Origin of the sequence: Enterobacter quasiroggenkampii (assembly GCF_043972695.1) — a bacterium.
GTDB lineage: Bacteria > Pseudomonadota > Gammaproteobacteria > Enterobacterales > Enterobacteriaceae > Enterobacter > Enterobacter quasiroggenkampii.
In genome coordinates, this window is the sequence record NZ_CP143745.1 from 1,721,517 (window position 1) to 1,735,903 (window position 14,387).

The following is a 14,387-nucleotide window of genomic DNA, read 5'->3' on the forward strand; positions in this document are numbered from 1 at the left end:
TTACGCGTCCTCTACGTCGTGATATTCTTCGCATGCCTGCAGGGTATTCTGAATCAGCGTTGCGACGGTCATCGGGCCTACGCCGCCCGGTACTGGGGTAATGTAAGAGGCACGCGCGGCGGCATCTTCATACACCACGTCGCCGACCACTTTGCCGTTTTCCAGACGGTTAATCCCGACGTCCACGACAATCGCACCCTCTTTAATCCACTCGCCTGGAATAAAGCCTGGCTTACCGACCGCGACAATCAGCAGATCGGCATTCTCAACGTGGTGGCGCAGGTTTTTGGTGAAGCGGTGGGTAACGGTGGTGGTGCAGCCGGCCAGCAGCAGCTCCATGCTCATCGGACGGCCCACGATGTTGGACGCGCCAATGACCACGGCGTTCAGGCCGTAAGTATCGATGTTATAACGCTCCAGCAGCGTCACAATACCGCGCGGCGTGCACGGACGCAGACGCGGCGCACGCTGGCACAGGCGGCCCACGTTGTACGGATGGAAACCGTCCACGTCTTTATCCGGTGCGATACGCTCCAGCACCTTCACGTTGTCGATACCGGCGGGCAGCGGCAGCTGAACCAGAATACCGTCGATCTCTTTATCGGCATTCAGAGTGTCAATAAGTTCCAGCAGTTCTGCTTCGCTGGTGGTTTCCGGCAAATCGTAAGAGCGGGAGACGAAGCCGACCTCTTCACACGCTTTGCGCTTGCTGCCGACATAAATCTGCGATGCCGGGTTACTGCCAACCAGCACAACGGCCAGCCCGGGGGCGCGTTTTCCGGCCGCTTTACGCGCCTTCACTTTTTCCGCGACCTCAGAGCGCACCTGCTGCGCAATCGTTTTACCGTCAATAATCTTTGCTGCCATCAGAGAGAAGATTCCGTCTGTAACGTTCGAAAAGGGGGGATGCGTGTATTTTGTCAGAAGCGAGCCTCGCTGTCAGTCACCCTTTGCGCGTTTTTATCAGCAAGCCGCAAAAACCCTTCTTAAGGGATGGTCAATTTCTTAGGCGGGATTAGGATGTGACCTGGCGAAATGGCAGCGTTTTGACATATTTAAAAATCGCCTCCTGAGCTACTTTGTCTCCTCCGAAATAAGCTTTCAATTCATCAATTGAACGTATTTCTTATTCCCGATTATTCGCGGGAAGGGTTATTTACATTTTAAAGGAATAGACATGAAACTCAGCAACATTGCTTCTACTGTTATTGCAACTTTGGCCCTGGTTGCGGGTGCCGCAAATGCAGCAGATCCTGCTGCCCCGGTTTCCGTAAATGGCGGTACCGTACATTTTAAAGGTGAGCTGGTTAATGCGGCTTGTTCAGTAAATACTGATTCTTCCGAGCAGACCGTTAATCTGGGTCAGTATCGCACCGCGAAATTCACCAAAGTGGGCGACACCACCTCTAATATTCCGTTCAACATTGAACTGAACGATTGCGATCCGCTGGTCGCCAAAACCGCAGCCGTTGCGTTCACCGGTCAGATCGACCCAACCGACAAAACCCTGCTGGCCGTCACCTCCGGCAGCAACGACAACACCGCGAAAGGCGTGGGTATCGAGATCCTCGACAGCAAATCCAGCGTTCTGACCCCAGACGGTGCGACCTTCTCTGCTGCGCAGACGCTGATCGAAGGGACAAACACCCTGAAGTTCACCGCGCGTTATAAATCAACGGCTGCGACTACCGAGCCAGGCCAGGCGAACGCTGACGCCACCTTCGTAATGAAATACGAATAATTCCTCCGCACAGGGATGTTCAGGCCTCAGGGACGAGGCCCGTCATACGCTATTGCCAGGAACGAAGGATGACAAGGACAGGAACACTACTGCTGTTAACCCTTGCGATGGCTTGCCCGGCATCGGCGCATACCGTGGTGATTGAAGGCGGCAAGGTTCATCTCCGGGGTGAACTGGTGAACGGCGGCTGCGCCGTGGCACCCGACAGCCAGAATATGCGCATCGATATGGGGCAGTACCGAACCAACTCATTTTCCGGCGTGGGCAGTTTTTCCACGGTGAATGTGCCGTTCACCGTGCGGTTGCTGGACTGCAGCGTTGATGTTTCGCGCACCGTGGGGATCCAGTTTCAGGGCGTCACACCCGCAGAGGATCCGCAGGTCTTTCTGGCGACATCGCGGCCAGGTGAAACGCCTGTCAGCAGCGGCGTCGGGCTGGCGCTCTTTGACGAACAGCAGCGTCAGATTATCCCGAATGCCACGGCCGTCAGCTGGCTGCCGATCGATACCCGCGAGCTGGCGTTCCATTTTAGCGCCCGCTATCGGGCTATTTCCGAACACCTCGAGCCAGGCAAAATTCAGTCGGATGTCTGGTTTACGTTGATTTATCCATAACACCTGCGAACACATTATTAAAGGTACGGTTGTGATGAATACCCTAATTAAACCAGGACTTTTTTTATCGTTTATTTTAATGATGGTTTCTGCATGCGCGAATGCATCCGGCGGTATTGCGCTGGGAGCCACCCGCGTTATTTATCCCGCAGAGGCGAAGCAAACGTCGCTGGCAATCACCAACAGCAATAAACAGGAACGCTATTTAATTAACGCGTGGATTGAAAATGCAAACGGGCAAAAAGTAAAAACGTTTGCCGTCACGCCGCCCCTGTTTGTTAGCGAGCCGGACAGTGAAAACACGCTGCGCATTATTTACGCCGGCCCGGCACTGCCTGCCGACCGTGAATCGCTGTTTTACATGAACGTGAAAGCGATCCCGTCAGTGAACAAAGCCAAAACGGAAAACAATAACGTGCTGCAGCTGGCTATTCTCTCGCGCATCAAGCTGTTTGTGCGACCGAACAACCTGGCGATGCAGCCGGAAGAGGCGCTTTCCCAGCTGCGGTTTGAGCGCGCCGGCAACCATCTCAAAGTCAGCAACGCATCCCCGTATTACATCACCCTCGTCAATCTTAAGCTGGGCGGTCAGACGCTGGATAACCTGATGGTTGCGCCGAAAAGCGCGGCTCAGCAGGTGCTGCCAGCCGGTGCCAGCGGCACGCTCTCCTGGCAGAGCGTGAATGACTACGGTGCCATCACGCCGGCGCGTAGCGTCAACCTGTGAGCAGAGTCAGGGCGATGAAAAACCACCAGAGACGTTACTGCCCGGTTGCGCTGGCGCTGATGGCTGCGCTCTGGCCACAGGCTGGCTGGAGCGAAAGCTATTTCAACCCGGCCTTTTTGTCCGACGACACCGCCAGCGTGGCGGATTTGTCGCGTTTTGAACAAGGACACCAGCAGGCGCCCGGCGTTTATCGCGTGGATATCTGGCGTAACGATGAATTTATCGGAACTCAGGACGTGCGTTTTGAGCAGGCTGAGAACACGCCGCCGGTGGCGGGCGGGTTATCGCCGTGTATTACGCGGGCGATGCTCGACCGCTTTGGCGTCAACGTCGCGGCGTTTCCCGAGCTGGCTCAGGTCCAGGGCGAGACCTGCGTCCCGTTGACCACGGCCATTCCCGGCAGCGAAACGGTATTTAACTTTGCCTCACAGCGTTTGAACGTCAGCCTGCCGCAGGTGGCATTACAGAACAGCGCCCGGGGCTACATTCCGCCTGAACAGTGGGATGAGGGCATTCCCGCCGCGCTGCTGAACTACAGCTTCTCCGGCAACCGGGGCAGCGAAGACGACAGCTATTATCTCAACCTGCAGAGCGGGCTGAACTATGGCGCCTGGCGCTTGCGTAACAACGGCGCATGGCGATACACGCAGACCAACGGGCAGCGACACAGCGAGTGGCAGAATATTGGCACCTGGGCGCAGCGCACCGTGATCCCGCTGAAAAGCGAACTGGTCCTGGGCGACAGCAATACCGGCAATGACGTCTTCGACAGCATGGGGTTCCGCGGCGGACGGCTCTTCTCGTCTGACAGCATGTATCCGGACAGCCTGCAGGGCTACGCGCCCACCGTGCGCGGGATCGCACGTACGCCCGCCAAAGTGGTGGTCCGTCAGAATGGCTACGTGATCTATCAAAGCTATGTGCAGCCGGGCGCCTTTGCGATTACCGATCTCAACCCCACCTCTTCAAGCGGTGACCTGGAAGTGACGGTGGAAGAGAAAGACGGCAGCCAGCAGCGCTATACCGTGCCGTACTCCACCGTGCCGCTTCTGCAGCGTGAAGGGCGCTGGAAGTATGACCTCGTCGCGGGGGATTACCGCAGCGGTAACAGCGATCAGGACACGCCGTTCTTCACCCAGGGCACCCTGATTACCGGACTTGCCAACGGCTTTACGCTCTACGGCGGAACACAGCTGGCCTCACGCTATACCGCGGTCGCCGTCGGGGCCGGAAAAAACCTGGGCGACTGGGGCGCGGTTTCGCTCGATATCACCCACGCCCGCAGCCAGCTCGCGGACGACAGCAAGCATGAAGGGCAGTCCCTGCGCTTCCTCTATGCGAAATCCCTTAACGGTTTCGGCACCAACTTCCAGCTGCTGGGCTACCGCTACTCCACAAAAGGATTTTACACCCTGGACGATGTGGCCTGGCGCTCAATGGAAGGCTATCAGTATGCCGACAGCCAGGATAATGACGGCGTGCCGGACGTGCAGAGTTATCACAACCTGACGTGGAATAAAAAAGGCCGCTTCCAGCTCAACGTATCTCAGTCTCTGGGGGACTACGGCTCGATCTATATCTCCGGCAGCGAGCAGACCTACTGGGGAACCGACGAGTCGAACCTCTGGTACCAGCTGGGCTACGCGGGGGGCGTGAAGGGGATCAACTACTCCGTTTCGTGGTCGTGGAACAAATCCGTCGGGATCGACGGCACCGACCGGATCGCGTCGTTTAACGTCTCCGTGCCGTTCAGTATCTTTACTCGCCAGGGCTATCGCCGGGACAGCGCGATTGACCGCGCCTATGCCACGGCATCTGCCAGCCGGAACAGCGATGGTGACACGAGCTGGCAAACCGGCGTCAGCGGCACGCTGCTGGAGGACCGCAACCTGAACTACAGCGTGACCCAGGGACACACCAGCACCAACGGCGCAAGCGGAAGCGCCAGCGCCAACTGGCAGGCGACCTACGGCACGTTGGGCGTGGGCTACAACTACAGCGACGATCAGCACGATCTCAACTGGCAGCTCTCCGGCGGGGTCGTCGGCCATGCCGACGGCGTGACCTTCAGCCAGCCGCTGGGCGACACCAACGTGCTGATAAAAGCGCCGGGGGCATCCGGCGTCAGCGTCGAAAACCAGACCGGCGTGAGAACCGACTGGCGAGGCTATGCGGTGATGCCGTATGCCACCGTCTACCGCTATAACCGCGTGGCGCTGGATACCAACACCATGAGCAACAACACCGACATCGAAAACAACGTGAGCAGCGTGGTGCCGACCAAAGGCGCGCTGGTGCGCGCCAGCTTTGATACCCGCATTGGCGTGCGCGCCCTGCTGACGGTGATGCGCGGTAACCAGCCGGTGCCGTTCGGTGCGGTGGTCCGTGAGACCCGGAGCGGTGTCACCAGCATGGTGGGGGACGACGGGCAAATTTACCTGAGCGGGCTGCCGCTGGAAGGCGAACTGCTGATCCAGTGGGGCGACGGGGCGCAGTCCCAGTGTCGCGCGCCTTACAGCTTGCCTGAAAAGAGCCTGCAACAGGCAATCACACTGAAGGGGATTCGCTGTGAATAAAACCCACATCTTTGCCTTGTCGCTTCTGGCGTTACTGCCTGCGACAAACGCATTCGCTACCGTGTGCGTCAATGAAAAGGGCGTGCCGACGGAGGTGCATTACGACCTGACGGATAAATTCAATAGCTCGAATAACCAGATTGGACAGGTCGTGACGCTCAGCGAGAAGTCGCAGTGGGTAGGGGTGAATGCCGTCTGCCCGAAGGGCACCGTCGGGAATACCACCAAGCGTAGCTATGTGACCGACTACCCGGTAACGGGAACGAGCGATGGCTATCAGTATCTGAAGCTTAACGACTATCTGGACGGGGCCATGAAAATCACGGACAGCTATGCTGGCGTGTTTTATCCGCCTAAAAACTATATCCAGATGGGGAGCCACCCTAACGTCTCGAAAAACAAACCGTTTGGCGTTCAGGACTCCAGCCTTGTCTTCCGCCTTAAGGTGACCCGGCGTTTTATTAACATGGTCGTGATCCCGCGCGCCACCATGTTCCGCGTTTACGTCACCACCACCTCCTCCGATCCGCTCACCACGCCGGTCTATACCATTAGCTACAGCGGTACCATCCAGGTGCCGCAAAGCTGCGCCATCAACGCCGGGAACGTGGTGGAGTTTGATTTCGGTGACATTGGCGCCTCCCTGTTCAGCAAGGCGGGCGTAGGTAACAAACCGGAGGGGGTCTCATCGCAAAGCAAAACCATTGCGATCAAATGCACCAACGTGGAGGCGAACGCCATGCTGACGATGCGCGTTGAGGCGGAAAAAGTCTCTGATAATGTGCTGGTGTCGGATAACCCGGACGTCGGGTTTATCATCGCTAACGAGATCGGGGCGCCGCTGACGCCTAACAACCTGACAAGCAAAATTCCGTTCCGCCTCGACGATAGCGCGCAGGCACAGGTTGGGATCCGGGTCTGGCCGGTGAGCGTGACGGGCAATAAGCCAGCGGAAGGGCGTTTTACCTCGCGCGGGTATCTGCGTGTGGATTACGACTAAGGAGCCGGTATGCGAAACGGGATCCGTTTTATCACCGTGGCGCTTTTTGCGCTTTGCACACAGGCTCAGGCGGACACCGCGCTGGGCGAAATTAACATTCGGCTCTACGGCAATATTGTCGATTTTACCTGCGTCGCCGAGGGGAGCGACAGCGACAAGACCGTTACGCTGGGCACCTGGCCCACGAAACAGCTCAGCACGACCGGGAGCCGCACGCAGCCCATGCCGTTTACGTTGAAGCTGACCGGCTGTCCGCCGGGCGCGGCGTCCATTACGTTTTCGGGCAAAGCCGACGGGAGCAATAACGGATTGCTGGCGCTGAACGACGCCAGTACAGCGAGCCGTGTCGCGGTAGAGATCAGGGATGCGGATAAAACGCGTCTGGCTCTCCAGCAGGCCAGCCAGCCGGTCTCGGTTGATGCGCAGGGGAATGCAACATTGTCGTTTTATGCCAATTATATTGCCACAGCAGATAACCCTCAGCCAGGACGAGCCGATGCGGATGCCACCTTTATGATTAACTATAATTAGCACTGACCGCACTCCCTGCAGCTCAGATAAGCTGCAGGGAGTGAATTCAGGTTAAAGCAGCTCGTGCGCTTTGGCGTAATCAATTAATTCCACGATGCTTTGCACACCCAGTTTGGAATAAATATTGGATTTATGCGCGCTAATGGTTTTGTTGCTTAATAGTAGCTGTTCAGCAATTTCCTTATTGGATAATCCATTCGCCAGATACCGTAATACCGTGACCTCGCGATTCGATAATGGCATATCGACAGCCATCCCTTTCCCTGAACCCAAATGGTTTATAAAGTTCAGCGTTTCCGACGGGAAAAAGGAATAGCCCATCAGGATCATTTCTACGGCGTTGTAGATCTCACCCAAATCTTTACGTTTACTGACGAAGCCATTTGCCCCGGCGCGAATAGCGCGACCCGCGTAAAATAACTCTGATTTAGACGAGAGGAACAGAACCTTAATGTCTTTGTTTAAGTTTCTGATTCTCTTAAGTAAAGCGAAAGCATCCGTGCCCGTGAGTTCAATGTCAAGGATCACCAGATCGATAGGGTGATTACGGATACAGTCAAGAACTTCATGGCTATCGCCAGACTTGAGCTTGACTGTGATATTCTTATTTTTCTGTAGCAGGACTTCTATCGACATTCTGACGATAGGATGTTCGTCCATAATGATAACGGATGCCGGTTTCATTTTTAATGCCTCAGATTGTTAAAAGCGTTATGCAGAGTTTGGTAAAACTCTCGAAATGCCGGAAGGATATAATGTGCAGATCCCTATACCGTAGTATTTCCCTGGAAAGAGCGAAAGCATCCTTGTTTACGTAATGAAAAGAACTATGCCTCAGCGCGGTCATCTCATTTGGCTGGTGTTGGCAAAAAGGTTTTTCTTATTCAGATTTGGTACGCATCTTATTATACAGGGTAAGTTTTTTCCGAAAACCCTGTAAATTAATATCCGCTTATGGGTTTGTATTATCTTCTGGATCTGAATCGCTATTTTTTTAAATTTAGCGGAAATATCCTGTTATCTCATTTACCGCATATTTTCATCTTTATGTAATAACAAAAAATAACACATATCTCTTTATGTTGATCAATTGTTAACAAAAATACGCATCATTCAGGGGGACAAACCCACGCTGATGAGGACAACAATTGCCCTCGCAGGCCGTCAGACCTTCATCTGAAAGCGCGCAGGTTGACCCGAAGGCCCACATCTCATGCACAGGAGAACATGCTATCCGCTTCGCTTTTTCCTCCTGAGCGTTCCCGCTAACCTGCTTGTTTTTACATCATTATCATCTTGTTAACGCTGTCTGCATTCACTTAACGGATGGAGGAAAGTGCTGCCGTTCGTTCAATTTGTGGCATTTCGCAAGGTTCGCGGCCATAAATTAGGAATAGTTATAATTTCGACTTTATTGTTAAAAATTAACATTTTTGAAACACAAATGGTAAGTAAATTCCTAAAGCGCTTTAGGAAATAAGGGGTTAGGACGTGAGTGTAAACGTGCAGTCTGAGAGGTTATTAAGAAGGTGAAGTAATTCCTGCCGATGACTCAGCCCCAGTTTCACCAGGATGCAGCTGAGACGATAGATAATGCGGCTATAGGGACGATTCTGCATAAGGGCAATCTGACGTAACGTCTTGCCCCGGGAAAGTTCCTGCAGGATCGGCCATTCGTTGCGGGAGAACCAGTCTTTGTCGGAGCCCTGTGGGGGGCGAGTATCCAGCAGGCTGTGCTGGAGTGCTGCGGCGTTCAGCTGGCGTTCGAGCACATGAAAAGGACCCGCCGCTTTGCAGAAGAGGCGAGTGTCGTAATTATCGGCCCGGACTAACAGCCAGGGCGTAAGGAAAGGCGGAAACAGGCTGTGGCGTCTCAACTGATCCAGTTTCTCCAGAAGCCCCGTGGACCGGCTTTCAATATCCACGACCAGACGGGCAGAGGGCCACTGCGTCTGCGCGACAAGGGCGTCATCCAGCGTGGCGTAGTCACAGCAGCTGCTCAGCGGGAACTGCCCGTTGAGAAAACCGGTGCGCAGATAGTGATCCTCCGTCACCAGAAGGATAAACGGGGCGTCTGTTTTGCGGGGCTGGCTGATGGACTGGCTCAAGAATTCGAGCCGGTCGAAAAAGGGGGGGGCAAAAGGTGAGCGCGTAAATCCCAGTGCATCACTTCCTGTACGCCGCCGCCGGTAACGGCGCACTGTCATTCGCATGGTCTCCCTCCTGGAAATGGCGTTTTAATCCTCCGGCCATGTCCAGGACGGCCAGTAATATCCCTGGCCGAAGTCTGCGCCTGCCTGCAGTGCCCAGGTACGATCGCGTTCAGTCTCAATACCTTCGATAAGCACTTTCCCGGCAAGCTGAAAGCAAAGGGAAACCAGTTGCCTCAGCGCAGGGGTGTCGCGTAAACGCCAGAATGCTTCCTTATCTATTTTGATGCCACTTAACGGGAGTCGACAGGATAAAAACGGCTGCACTAAGACGTCATCGATATCATCCAGCCAGATTGCGTGCCCCTGTCTGCTCAGTTGCTGCAGATTCTGAACCACAAGCTGCTTGCGCGCGACAGACAGCGCCAAAAAAGCCGCAGGGTCGACAAACTCAATATTGAGCGGCACGCAGGGGAGTCTGATAAGACGCTGAAAGGACGCAGGCTCTGTCAGGACGGTTATCGGCAAATTAATAAAAAGGTTATGACCGTGCGGCATATTTTTTAACGTGGCAAGCTGCGCTTCAAGCAGCGTTATCGACCACTCAGCGGACCGATCGCAAAAAAAGTCCTCACTGTGCCGCGTGTCGGCCAGAACGCTAAGGACCTCGACGCCAACCTGGCGCAAGGAGGTAAGGGCGACGATGGGCTCAAGCTTAATGCCGACGATGTCCTGAGATAAGTACTGTAACCGGGGGGGCGTATCGATCAGGTTTTGCGCTGTCACTCCATTGTCCTGTTGTCTGTCAGCCTCCAGGCGGCCGGGATACCTGACTCTAGTGTGACGAGCTGACGTACAGGAAAACAGCAGGCGTTACTTAAATGCAACTAAGCCTTTTCGCAGCGCTAAATTTTACGGTAAAACGGGGATAAATGTTGAGAAAATAGCCGTATTTACAATCGGCTAGCGGTAATTGCCCCTGAAAACGGAAAAGGCATTGACTCACCTGCCATTGACCGTATAATTCTTCGCGTTTCACCGCCGCGAAGTACACGCTTCTCAGTGCGCCCTTAGCTCAGTTGGATAGAGCAACGGCCTTCTAAGCCGTAGGTCGTAGGTTCGAATCCTACAGGGCGTGCCATTTCATTTCATAGAGTTACGCCTCACTCACACCCTCCTGATTTCCGTTTTGGGACATATTTGGGACATCGACCCTAAAATTTATCGGTCATGAAGGACATTTATGTGGTATCTCCTCGCGATTTCGCTTGCCGCACTTTCCCTTAATAAAAGCCTGGCTTACCTGCTGCTGGGATTAACGGCATTTCTCGGCTGGAAACAGAGCATTCTTGACGCCCCGGCGCTGCTGGTTATTGCATCAATCGTTATTGGCTGGTCTGTTGTTGAATGGCTACGTAATAAAGATGATAAATATACTTATCTGATTGAAGGCCTGTGCGTGGTCATCGCCGTTGCCCTGGTTATGCATGTGCTCCCGGGATTCCATAATCCCAAAGTGCTGGATGCTGTCGTCGTTGGTCCGCAAAGCATACCGTTCAGTATGTACTTTAATATGGACAAGGCGGTGGTGCCGTTCTTTTTAATTACGTGCATGCCAACGCTATTCGTAGCAAAACCCCTCTATAAAATTGGCAAGGTCGGCTGGGGAATATTGGTACTTGCGGTACCCGCGCTGTTACTTCTGGCTGTGGCGTTGGGCGGGCTGAGAATTGAGCCACATGCGCCAGAATGGTTCGCGCAATTTGCCCTTGCGAATATTTTCTTCGTCTCTTTGGCCGAGGAAGCCCTGTTCAGAGGCTATCTGCAGCAGCGCTTGTCCCGGATCGTTCACCCTGTCGTGGCGTTGTTGATTGCCTCAGTCATCTTTGGGCTGATGCATTATAGCGGCGGTTTACTACTGATTATTTTTGCCAGCCTCGCCGGCATTATTTACGGCCTGGCGTGGATGTGGAGCGGCAGGCTCTGGGTTGCAACGTTATTCCATTTTGGGCTGAATTGCGTGCATTTATTGTTCTTCACCTATCCTGTGTATGCCCCTCATGCGGCGATGTAATGCTTTTTAAATGAGTAGCCTAATAAATTTAGCTATCTCCGGATAACCATAAAAAGCCCCCGCAATATCGGGGCTTTTTTATATCTGCCGGGAGCGCGAATAACAGATTTACCTTCGCGCCATAATGAATAGAAGGCTAATGAATTTCGTTGTTGGCAGGCTTAAGGTTTTCTTAATCTAGAAATTATCTCGCGTTAAAATTTGGATTTTTATCATTACAAAATCTGCTAAAAAGAAATTTTACACTTTTACGCGTAAACTGGATTGATACTAATTATCATTAGCGTTGTTGTATGCTTTAATCCTGTCCCACAAAGCTATGAGTGGTTACTCCCGTTGGTCTATTAAGGATATGTTCATGAATTCTCGCCTGCTGTCCTGCTTCTCGCTTGCCTTGTTGTCTTCATCTCTTTTCCTTTCCACACAATCGGTTGCCGCCGATAACAACGACGGTATCGTTGTCTATAACGCGCAGCATGAAAACCTGGTGAAGTCGTGGGTTGACGGTTTTACCAAAGAAACCGGGATTAAAGTGACTTTGCGTAATGGTGATGACAGCGAGCTGGGTAACCAGCTGGTTCAGGAAGGCAGCGCATCGCCGGCAGACGTATTCCTGACGGAAAACTCGCCATCCATGGTGCTGGTGGATAACGCCAACCTGTTTGCACCGCTGGATGCCGACACTCTGAAGCAGGTACCGGCAGAGTATCGTCCGGCGCACGGCCGCTGGATCGGCATTGCCGCCCGCAGCACCGTATTCGTCTATAACCCGGCGAAGCTGAGCGAACAGCAGCTGCCTAAATCGCTGATGGAGCTGGCGAAACCCGAGTGGAAAGGCCGCTGGGCAGCATCTCCTTCAGGCGCAGATTTCCAGGCCATCGTGAGCGCGATGCTGGCCCTGAAAGGCGAAAAAGCCACCCTGGAATGGCTCAAGGCGATGAAAGCCAACTTCGTTGCCTATAAAGGTAACAGCACGGTGATGAAAGCGGTCAATGCTGGTCAGATTGATGGCGGGGTGATTTATCACTACTACCGCTTTGTCGATCAGTCCAAAACCGGTGAAAACAGCAAAAACACCCAGCTCTACTACTTCAAACACCAGGACCCGGGCGCGTTCGTAAGCCTTTCTGGCGGTGGCGTGCTGGCGTCCAGCAAACACAAAGCGCAGGCGCAGGCCTTCATCAAATACATTACCGGCAAAGAAGGTCAGGAAAGTCTGCGTACCAACAACGCCTTTGAATACGCCGTGGGTGTGAACGCGGCCTCTAACCCGAAACTGGTTCCGCTGAAAGATCTTGATGCGCCGAAAGTTGAACCTTCAACGCTCAACAGTAAGAAAGTTATCGAGCTGATGACGCAAGCCGGTCTGCTGTGATCCTGAGAGTGAAGTGAACGTCTTATGTCTGGTCTGAGTCTCGACATCGGAAAAAACAGAGTGCACGAGCCTGCTTGCAGGCGTCCTGCACTGCCGATGGTTGCGTTAGCTGTCTTGTTTTCATTACTGGCGCTTCTGCCTTTGGGTTTTATCATTGCCATTGGCATTGAGACGGGCTGGGAAACGATAAAGGCGCTGGTGTTTCGCCCGCGTGTGGCTGAGCTGCTCAGCAACACGCTGTGGCTGACGGCTTTAGCGGTTCCGCTGTGTATCGTGACGGGTGTGGCGATAGCCTGGCTCACCGAGCGCACGCAGCTTGCCGGACGGGGAATTTGGTCTGCACTGGCGGTCGCCCCGCTGGCGATCCCCGCGTTTGTGCAAAGCTATGCCTGGGTGAGCGTTGTTCCGTCCATGCACGGGCTCTCCGCGGGCGTGTTTCTCTCCGTTCTGGCCTACTATCCCTTTATCTACATGCCGGTTGCGGCGGTGCTGCGCCGCCTTGACCCGACGCTCGAAGATGTGGCCGCGTCGCTCGGCACCCCGCCGTGGCGAGTCTTTTTCCGCGTGGTGCTGCCCCAGCTCAAGCTGGCTATCTGCGGCGGCGCGCTGCTGGTGGCGCTGCACCTGCTGGCGGAATATGGCCTGTACGTGATGATCCGCTTTGATACCTTCACCACGGCAATTTATGACCAGTTTCAGTCTACCTTCAGCGGCCCGGCGGCAAACATGCTGGCGGGCGTGCTGGCGTTATGCTGCCTGGCTATCTTAGTGCTGGAAGGCGTGACGCGTGGAAAGGCACGCTACGCGCGCATTGGCGCCGGTGCTGCGCGCGAACAGAAACGCTGGCCGCTGAAGCCTGCGGCTGCCGCGCTGGGGCAGCTGTTTTTCATCGTGCTGATCGTGCTGGCGCTGGGCGTGCCGTTAGTTGTCCTGTGTCGCTGGATTTGGCTCGGCGGTGTGGAAAACTGGATGAGCGCCGATCTCTGGCACTCGCTGCGCCAGACGCTGATGCTCGGCGTGGGCGGCGCGCTGCTGACGACGACGTGCGTGATCCCCATTGCGTGGCTCGGTATCCGCTATCCGCATCGTATCTTCCGGATGCTGGAAGGGTGCATCTATATCACCAGTTCGCTGCCTGGCATTGTCACGGCGCTGGCCCTGGTCACCGTCACCATTCACTACGCCCGTCCCATTTACCAGACGGAAATAACCCTGTTCCTTGCCTATCTGCTGATGTTTATGCCCCGTGCGCTCATCAATCTGCGGGCGGGAATTGCGCAGGCACCGGTTGAGCTGGAAAACGTGGCCCGCAGCCTTGGCAGCACGCCCGCGAAGGCGCTCTGGAGCGTCACGATGCGGCTGGCCGCGCCGGGTGCGGCGGCGGGAGCCGCGCTGGTTTTCCTCGGCGTCAGCAACGAGTTGACCGCCACGCTGTTACTCTCTCCCCTGGGCACGCGCACGCTCTCCACCGGATTCTGGGCGCTGACCAGCGAGATTGATTATGTGGCAGCGGCACCTTACGCGATGCTGATGATCCTGATTTCCCTCCCGCTGACCGCCATTCTCTATATGCAGTCGAAGAAAATTGCAGGGCTATGA

Annotated in this window: 13 protein-coding genes and 1 tRNA gene; 10 read left to right on the forward strand and 4 right to left on the reverse strand. The window is 54.7% G+C overall.

The genetic code is table 11. The annotated features are described in order from the left end of the window. Entirely contained in the window at positions 1-867 is an 867-nt protein-coding gene (gene folD / locus V1572_RS08190; protein WP_008499332.1) for a bifunctional methylenetetrahydrofolate dehydrogenase/methenyltetrahydrofolate cyclohydrolase FolD, read from the reverse strand. Positions 868-1,177: 310 nt separating this feature from the next. Here folD and fimA point away from each other — a divergent pair, with 310 nt between their 5' ends. The 6 genes from fimA to sfmF all read left to right on the forward strand — a co-directional run bounded on the left by fimA (position 1,178) and on the right by sfmF (position 7,189). Next, positions 1,178-1,741: a type 1 fimbrial major subunit FimA gene (gene fimA, locus V1572_RS08195; RefSeq protein ID WP_008499333.1), complete on the forward strand. Its 564-nt coding sequence runs from the start codon at positions 1,178-1,180 to the stop codon at positions 1,739-1,741. 68 nt (positions 1,742-1,809) lie between these two features. Then, complete coding sequence (fimI, locus tag V1572_RS08200) at positions 1,810-2,355, forward strand: type 1 fimbrial protein subunit FimI (RefSeq protein WP_023310642.1); 546 nt, start codon at positions 1,810-1,812, stop codon at positions 2,353-2,355. 34 nt (positions 2,356-2,389) lie between these two features. Then, positions 2,390-3,082 (forward strand): type 1 fimbria chaperone FimC, encoded by a 693-nt coding sequence (fimC, locus tag V1572_RS08205; RefSeq protein ID WP_395299982.1) that lies wholly within the window; start codon positions 2,390-2,392, stop codon positions 3,080-3,082. Positions 3,083-3,096: 14 nt separating this feature from the next. Then, positions 3,097-5,658 carry a fimbrial biogenesis usher protein gene (locus V1572_RS08210; protein ID WP_229225383.1) on the forward strand — a complete coding sequence of 854 codons (2,562 nt, stop codon included), beginning with the start codon at positions 3,097-3,099 and terminating at the stop codon, positions 5,656-5,658. Then, positions 5,651-6,658 carry a type 1 fimbria D-mannose specific adhesin FimH gene (gene fimH / locus V1572_RS08215; RefSeq protein ID WP_395299855.1) on the forward strand — a complete coding sequence of 336 codons (1,008 nt, stop codon included), beginning with the start codon at positions 5,651-5,653 and terminating at the stop codon, positions 6,656-6,658. Before V1572_RS08210 ends, fimH begins: the two co-directional genes overlap by 8 nt. Positions 6,659-6,667: 9 nt before the next feature. Continuing rightward, complete coding sequence (gene sfmF / locus V1572_RS08220) at positions 6,668-7,189, forward strand: fimbria assembly protein (protein WP_045909722.1); 522 nt, start codon at positions 6,668-6,670, stop codon at positions 7,187-7,189. 51 nt (positions 7,190-7,240) lie between these two features. Here the strand turns inward: sfmF and fimZ are convergent, their stop codons facing one another. The 3 genes from fimZ to V1572_RS08235 all read right to left on the reverse strand — a co-directional run bounded on the left by fimZ (position 7,241) and on the right by V1572_RS08235 (position 10,125). Then, positions 7,241-7,873 carry a fimbria biosynthesis transcriptional regulator FimZ gene (gene fimZ, locus V1572_RS08225; RefSeq protein WP_008499339.1) on the reverse strand — a complete coding sequence of 211 codons (633 nt, stop codon included), beginning with the start codon at positions 7,871-7,873 and terminating at the stop codon, positions 7,241-7,243. Between the two features lie 800 nt (positions 7,874-8,673). Further along, the gene (locus V1572_RS08230) at positions 8,674-9,402 is read right to left on the reverse strand and encodes a response regulator transcription factor (protein WP_048225963.1); all 729 of its coding nucleotides are present in this window, start codon (positions 9,400-9,402) and stop codon (positions 8,674-8,676) included. A 24-nt stretch (positions 9,403-9,426) separates the two neighbouring features. After that, positions 9,427-10,125 carry an EAL domain-containing protein gene (locus V1572_RS08235; RefSeq protein WP_262802196.1) on the reverse strand — a complete coding sequence of 233 codons (699 nt, stop codon included), beginning with the start codon at positions 10,123-10,125 and terminating at the stop codon, positions 9,427-9,429. 278 nt (positions 10,126-10,403) lie between these two features. On the opposite strand from V1572_RS08235, the gene V1572_RS08240 reads away from it, so the two are divergent. The 4 genes from V1572_RS08240 to V1572_RS08255 all read left to right on the forward strand — a co-directional run bounded on the left by V1572_RS08240 (position 10,404) and on the right by V1572_RS08255 (position 14,387). Beyond that, a tRNA-Arg gene (locus V1572_RS08240) sits at positions 10,404-10,480 on the forward strand. Between the two features lie 102 nt (positions 10,481-10,582). Next, positions 10,583-11,413: a CPBP family intramembrane glutamic endopeptidase gene (locus tag V1572_RS08245; RefSeq protein WP_262790226.1), complete on the forward strand. Its 831-nt coding sequence runs from the start codon at positions 10,583-10,585 to the stop codon at positions 11,411-11,413. A gap of 358 nt (positions 11,414-11,771) precedes the next feature. Further along, positions 11,772-12,788 carry an iron ABC transporter substrate-binding protein gene (locus tag V1572_RS08250; RefSeq protein ID WP_126534555.1) on the forward strand — a complete coding sequence of 339 codons (1,017 nt, stop codon included), beginning with the start codon at positions 11,772-11,774 and terminating at the stop codon, positions 12,786-12,788. Between the two features lie 24 nt (positions 12,789-12,812). Next, positions 12,813-14,387, forward strand: coding sequence for an iron ABC transporter permease (locus tag V1572_RS08255; RefSeq protein ID WP_164712099.1), 1,575 nt, complete (start codon positions 12,813-12,815; stop codon positions 14,385-14,387).

Coding starts and splice junctions, on each gene's coding strand:
- folD (WP_008499332.1), bottom strand. CDS start 867: ATGGCAGCAAAGATTATTGACGGTAAAACGATTGCGCAGCAGGTGCGC.
- fimA (WP_008499333.1), top strand. CDS start 1,178: ATGAAACTCAGCAACATTGCTTCTACTGTTATTGCAACTTTGGCCCTG.
- fimI (WP_023310642.1), top strand. CDS start 1,810: ATGACAAGGACAGGAACACTACTGCTGTTAACCCTTGCGATGGCTTGC.
- fimC (WP_395299982.1), top strand. CDS start 2,390: ATGAATACCCTAATTAAACCAGGACTTTTTTTATCGTTTATTTTAATG.
- V1572_RS08210 (WP_229225383.1), top strand. CDS start 3,097: ATGAAAAACCACCAGAGACGTTACTGCCCGGTTGCGCTGGCGCTGATG.
- sfmF (WP_045909722.1), top strand. CDS start 6,668: ATGCGAAACGGGATCCGTTTTATCACCGTGGCGCTTTTTGCGCTTTGC.
- fimZ (WP_008499339.1), bottom strand. CDS start 7,873: ATGAAACCGGCATCCGTTATCATTATGGACGAACATCCTATCGTCAGA.
- V1572_RS08230 (WP_048225963.1), bottom strand. CDS start 9,402: ATGCGAATGACAGTGCGCCGTTACCGGCGGCGGCGTACAGGAAGTGAT.
- V1572_RS08245 (WP_262790226.1), top strand. CDS start 10,583: ATGTGGTATCTCCTCGCGATTTCGCTTGCCGCACTTTCCCTTAATAAA.
- V1572_RS08250 (WP_126534555.1), top strand. CDS start 11,772: ATGAATTCTCGCCTGCTGTCCTGCTTCTCGCTTGCCTTGTTGTCTTCA.
- V1572_RS08255 (WP_164712099.1), top strand. CDS start 12,813: ATGTCTGGTCTGAGTCTCGACATCGGAAAAAACAGAGTGCACGAGCCT.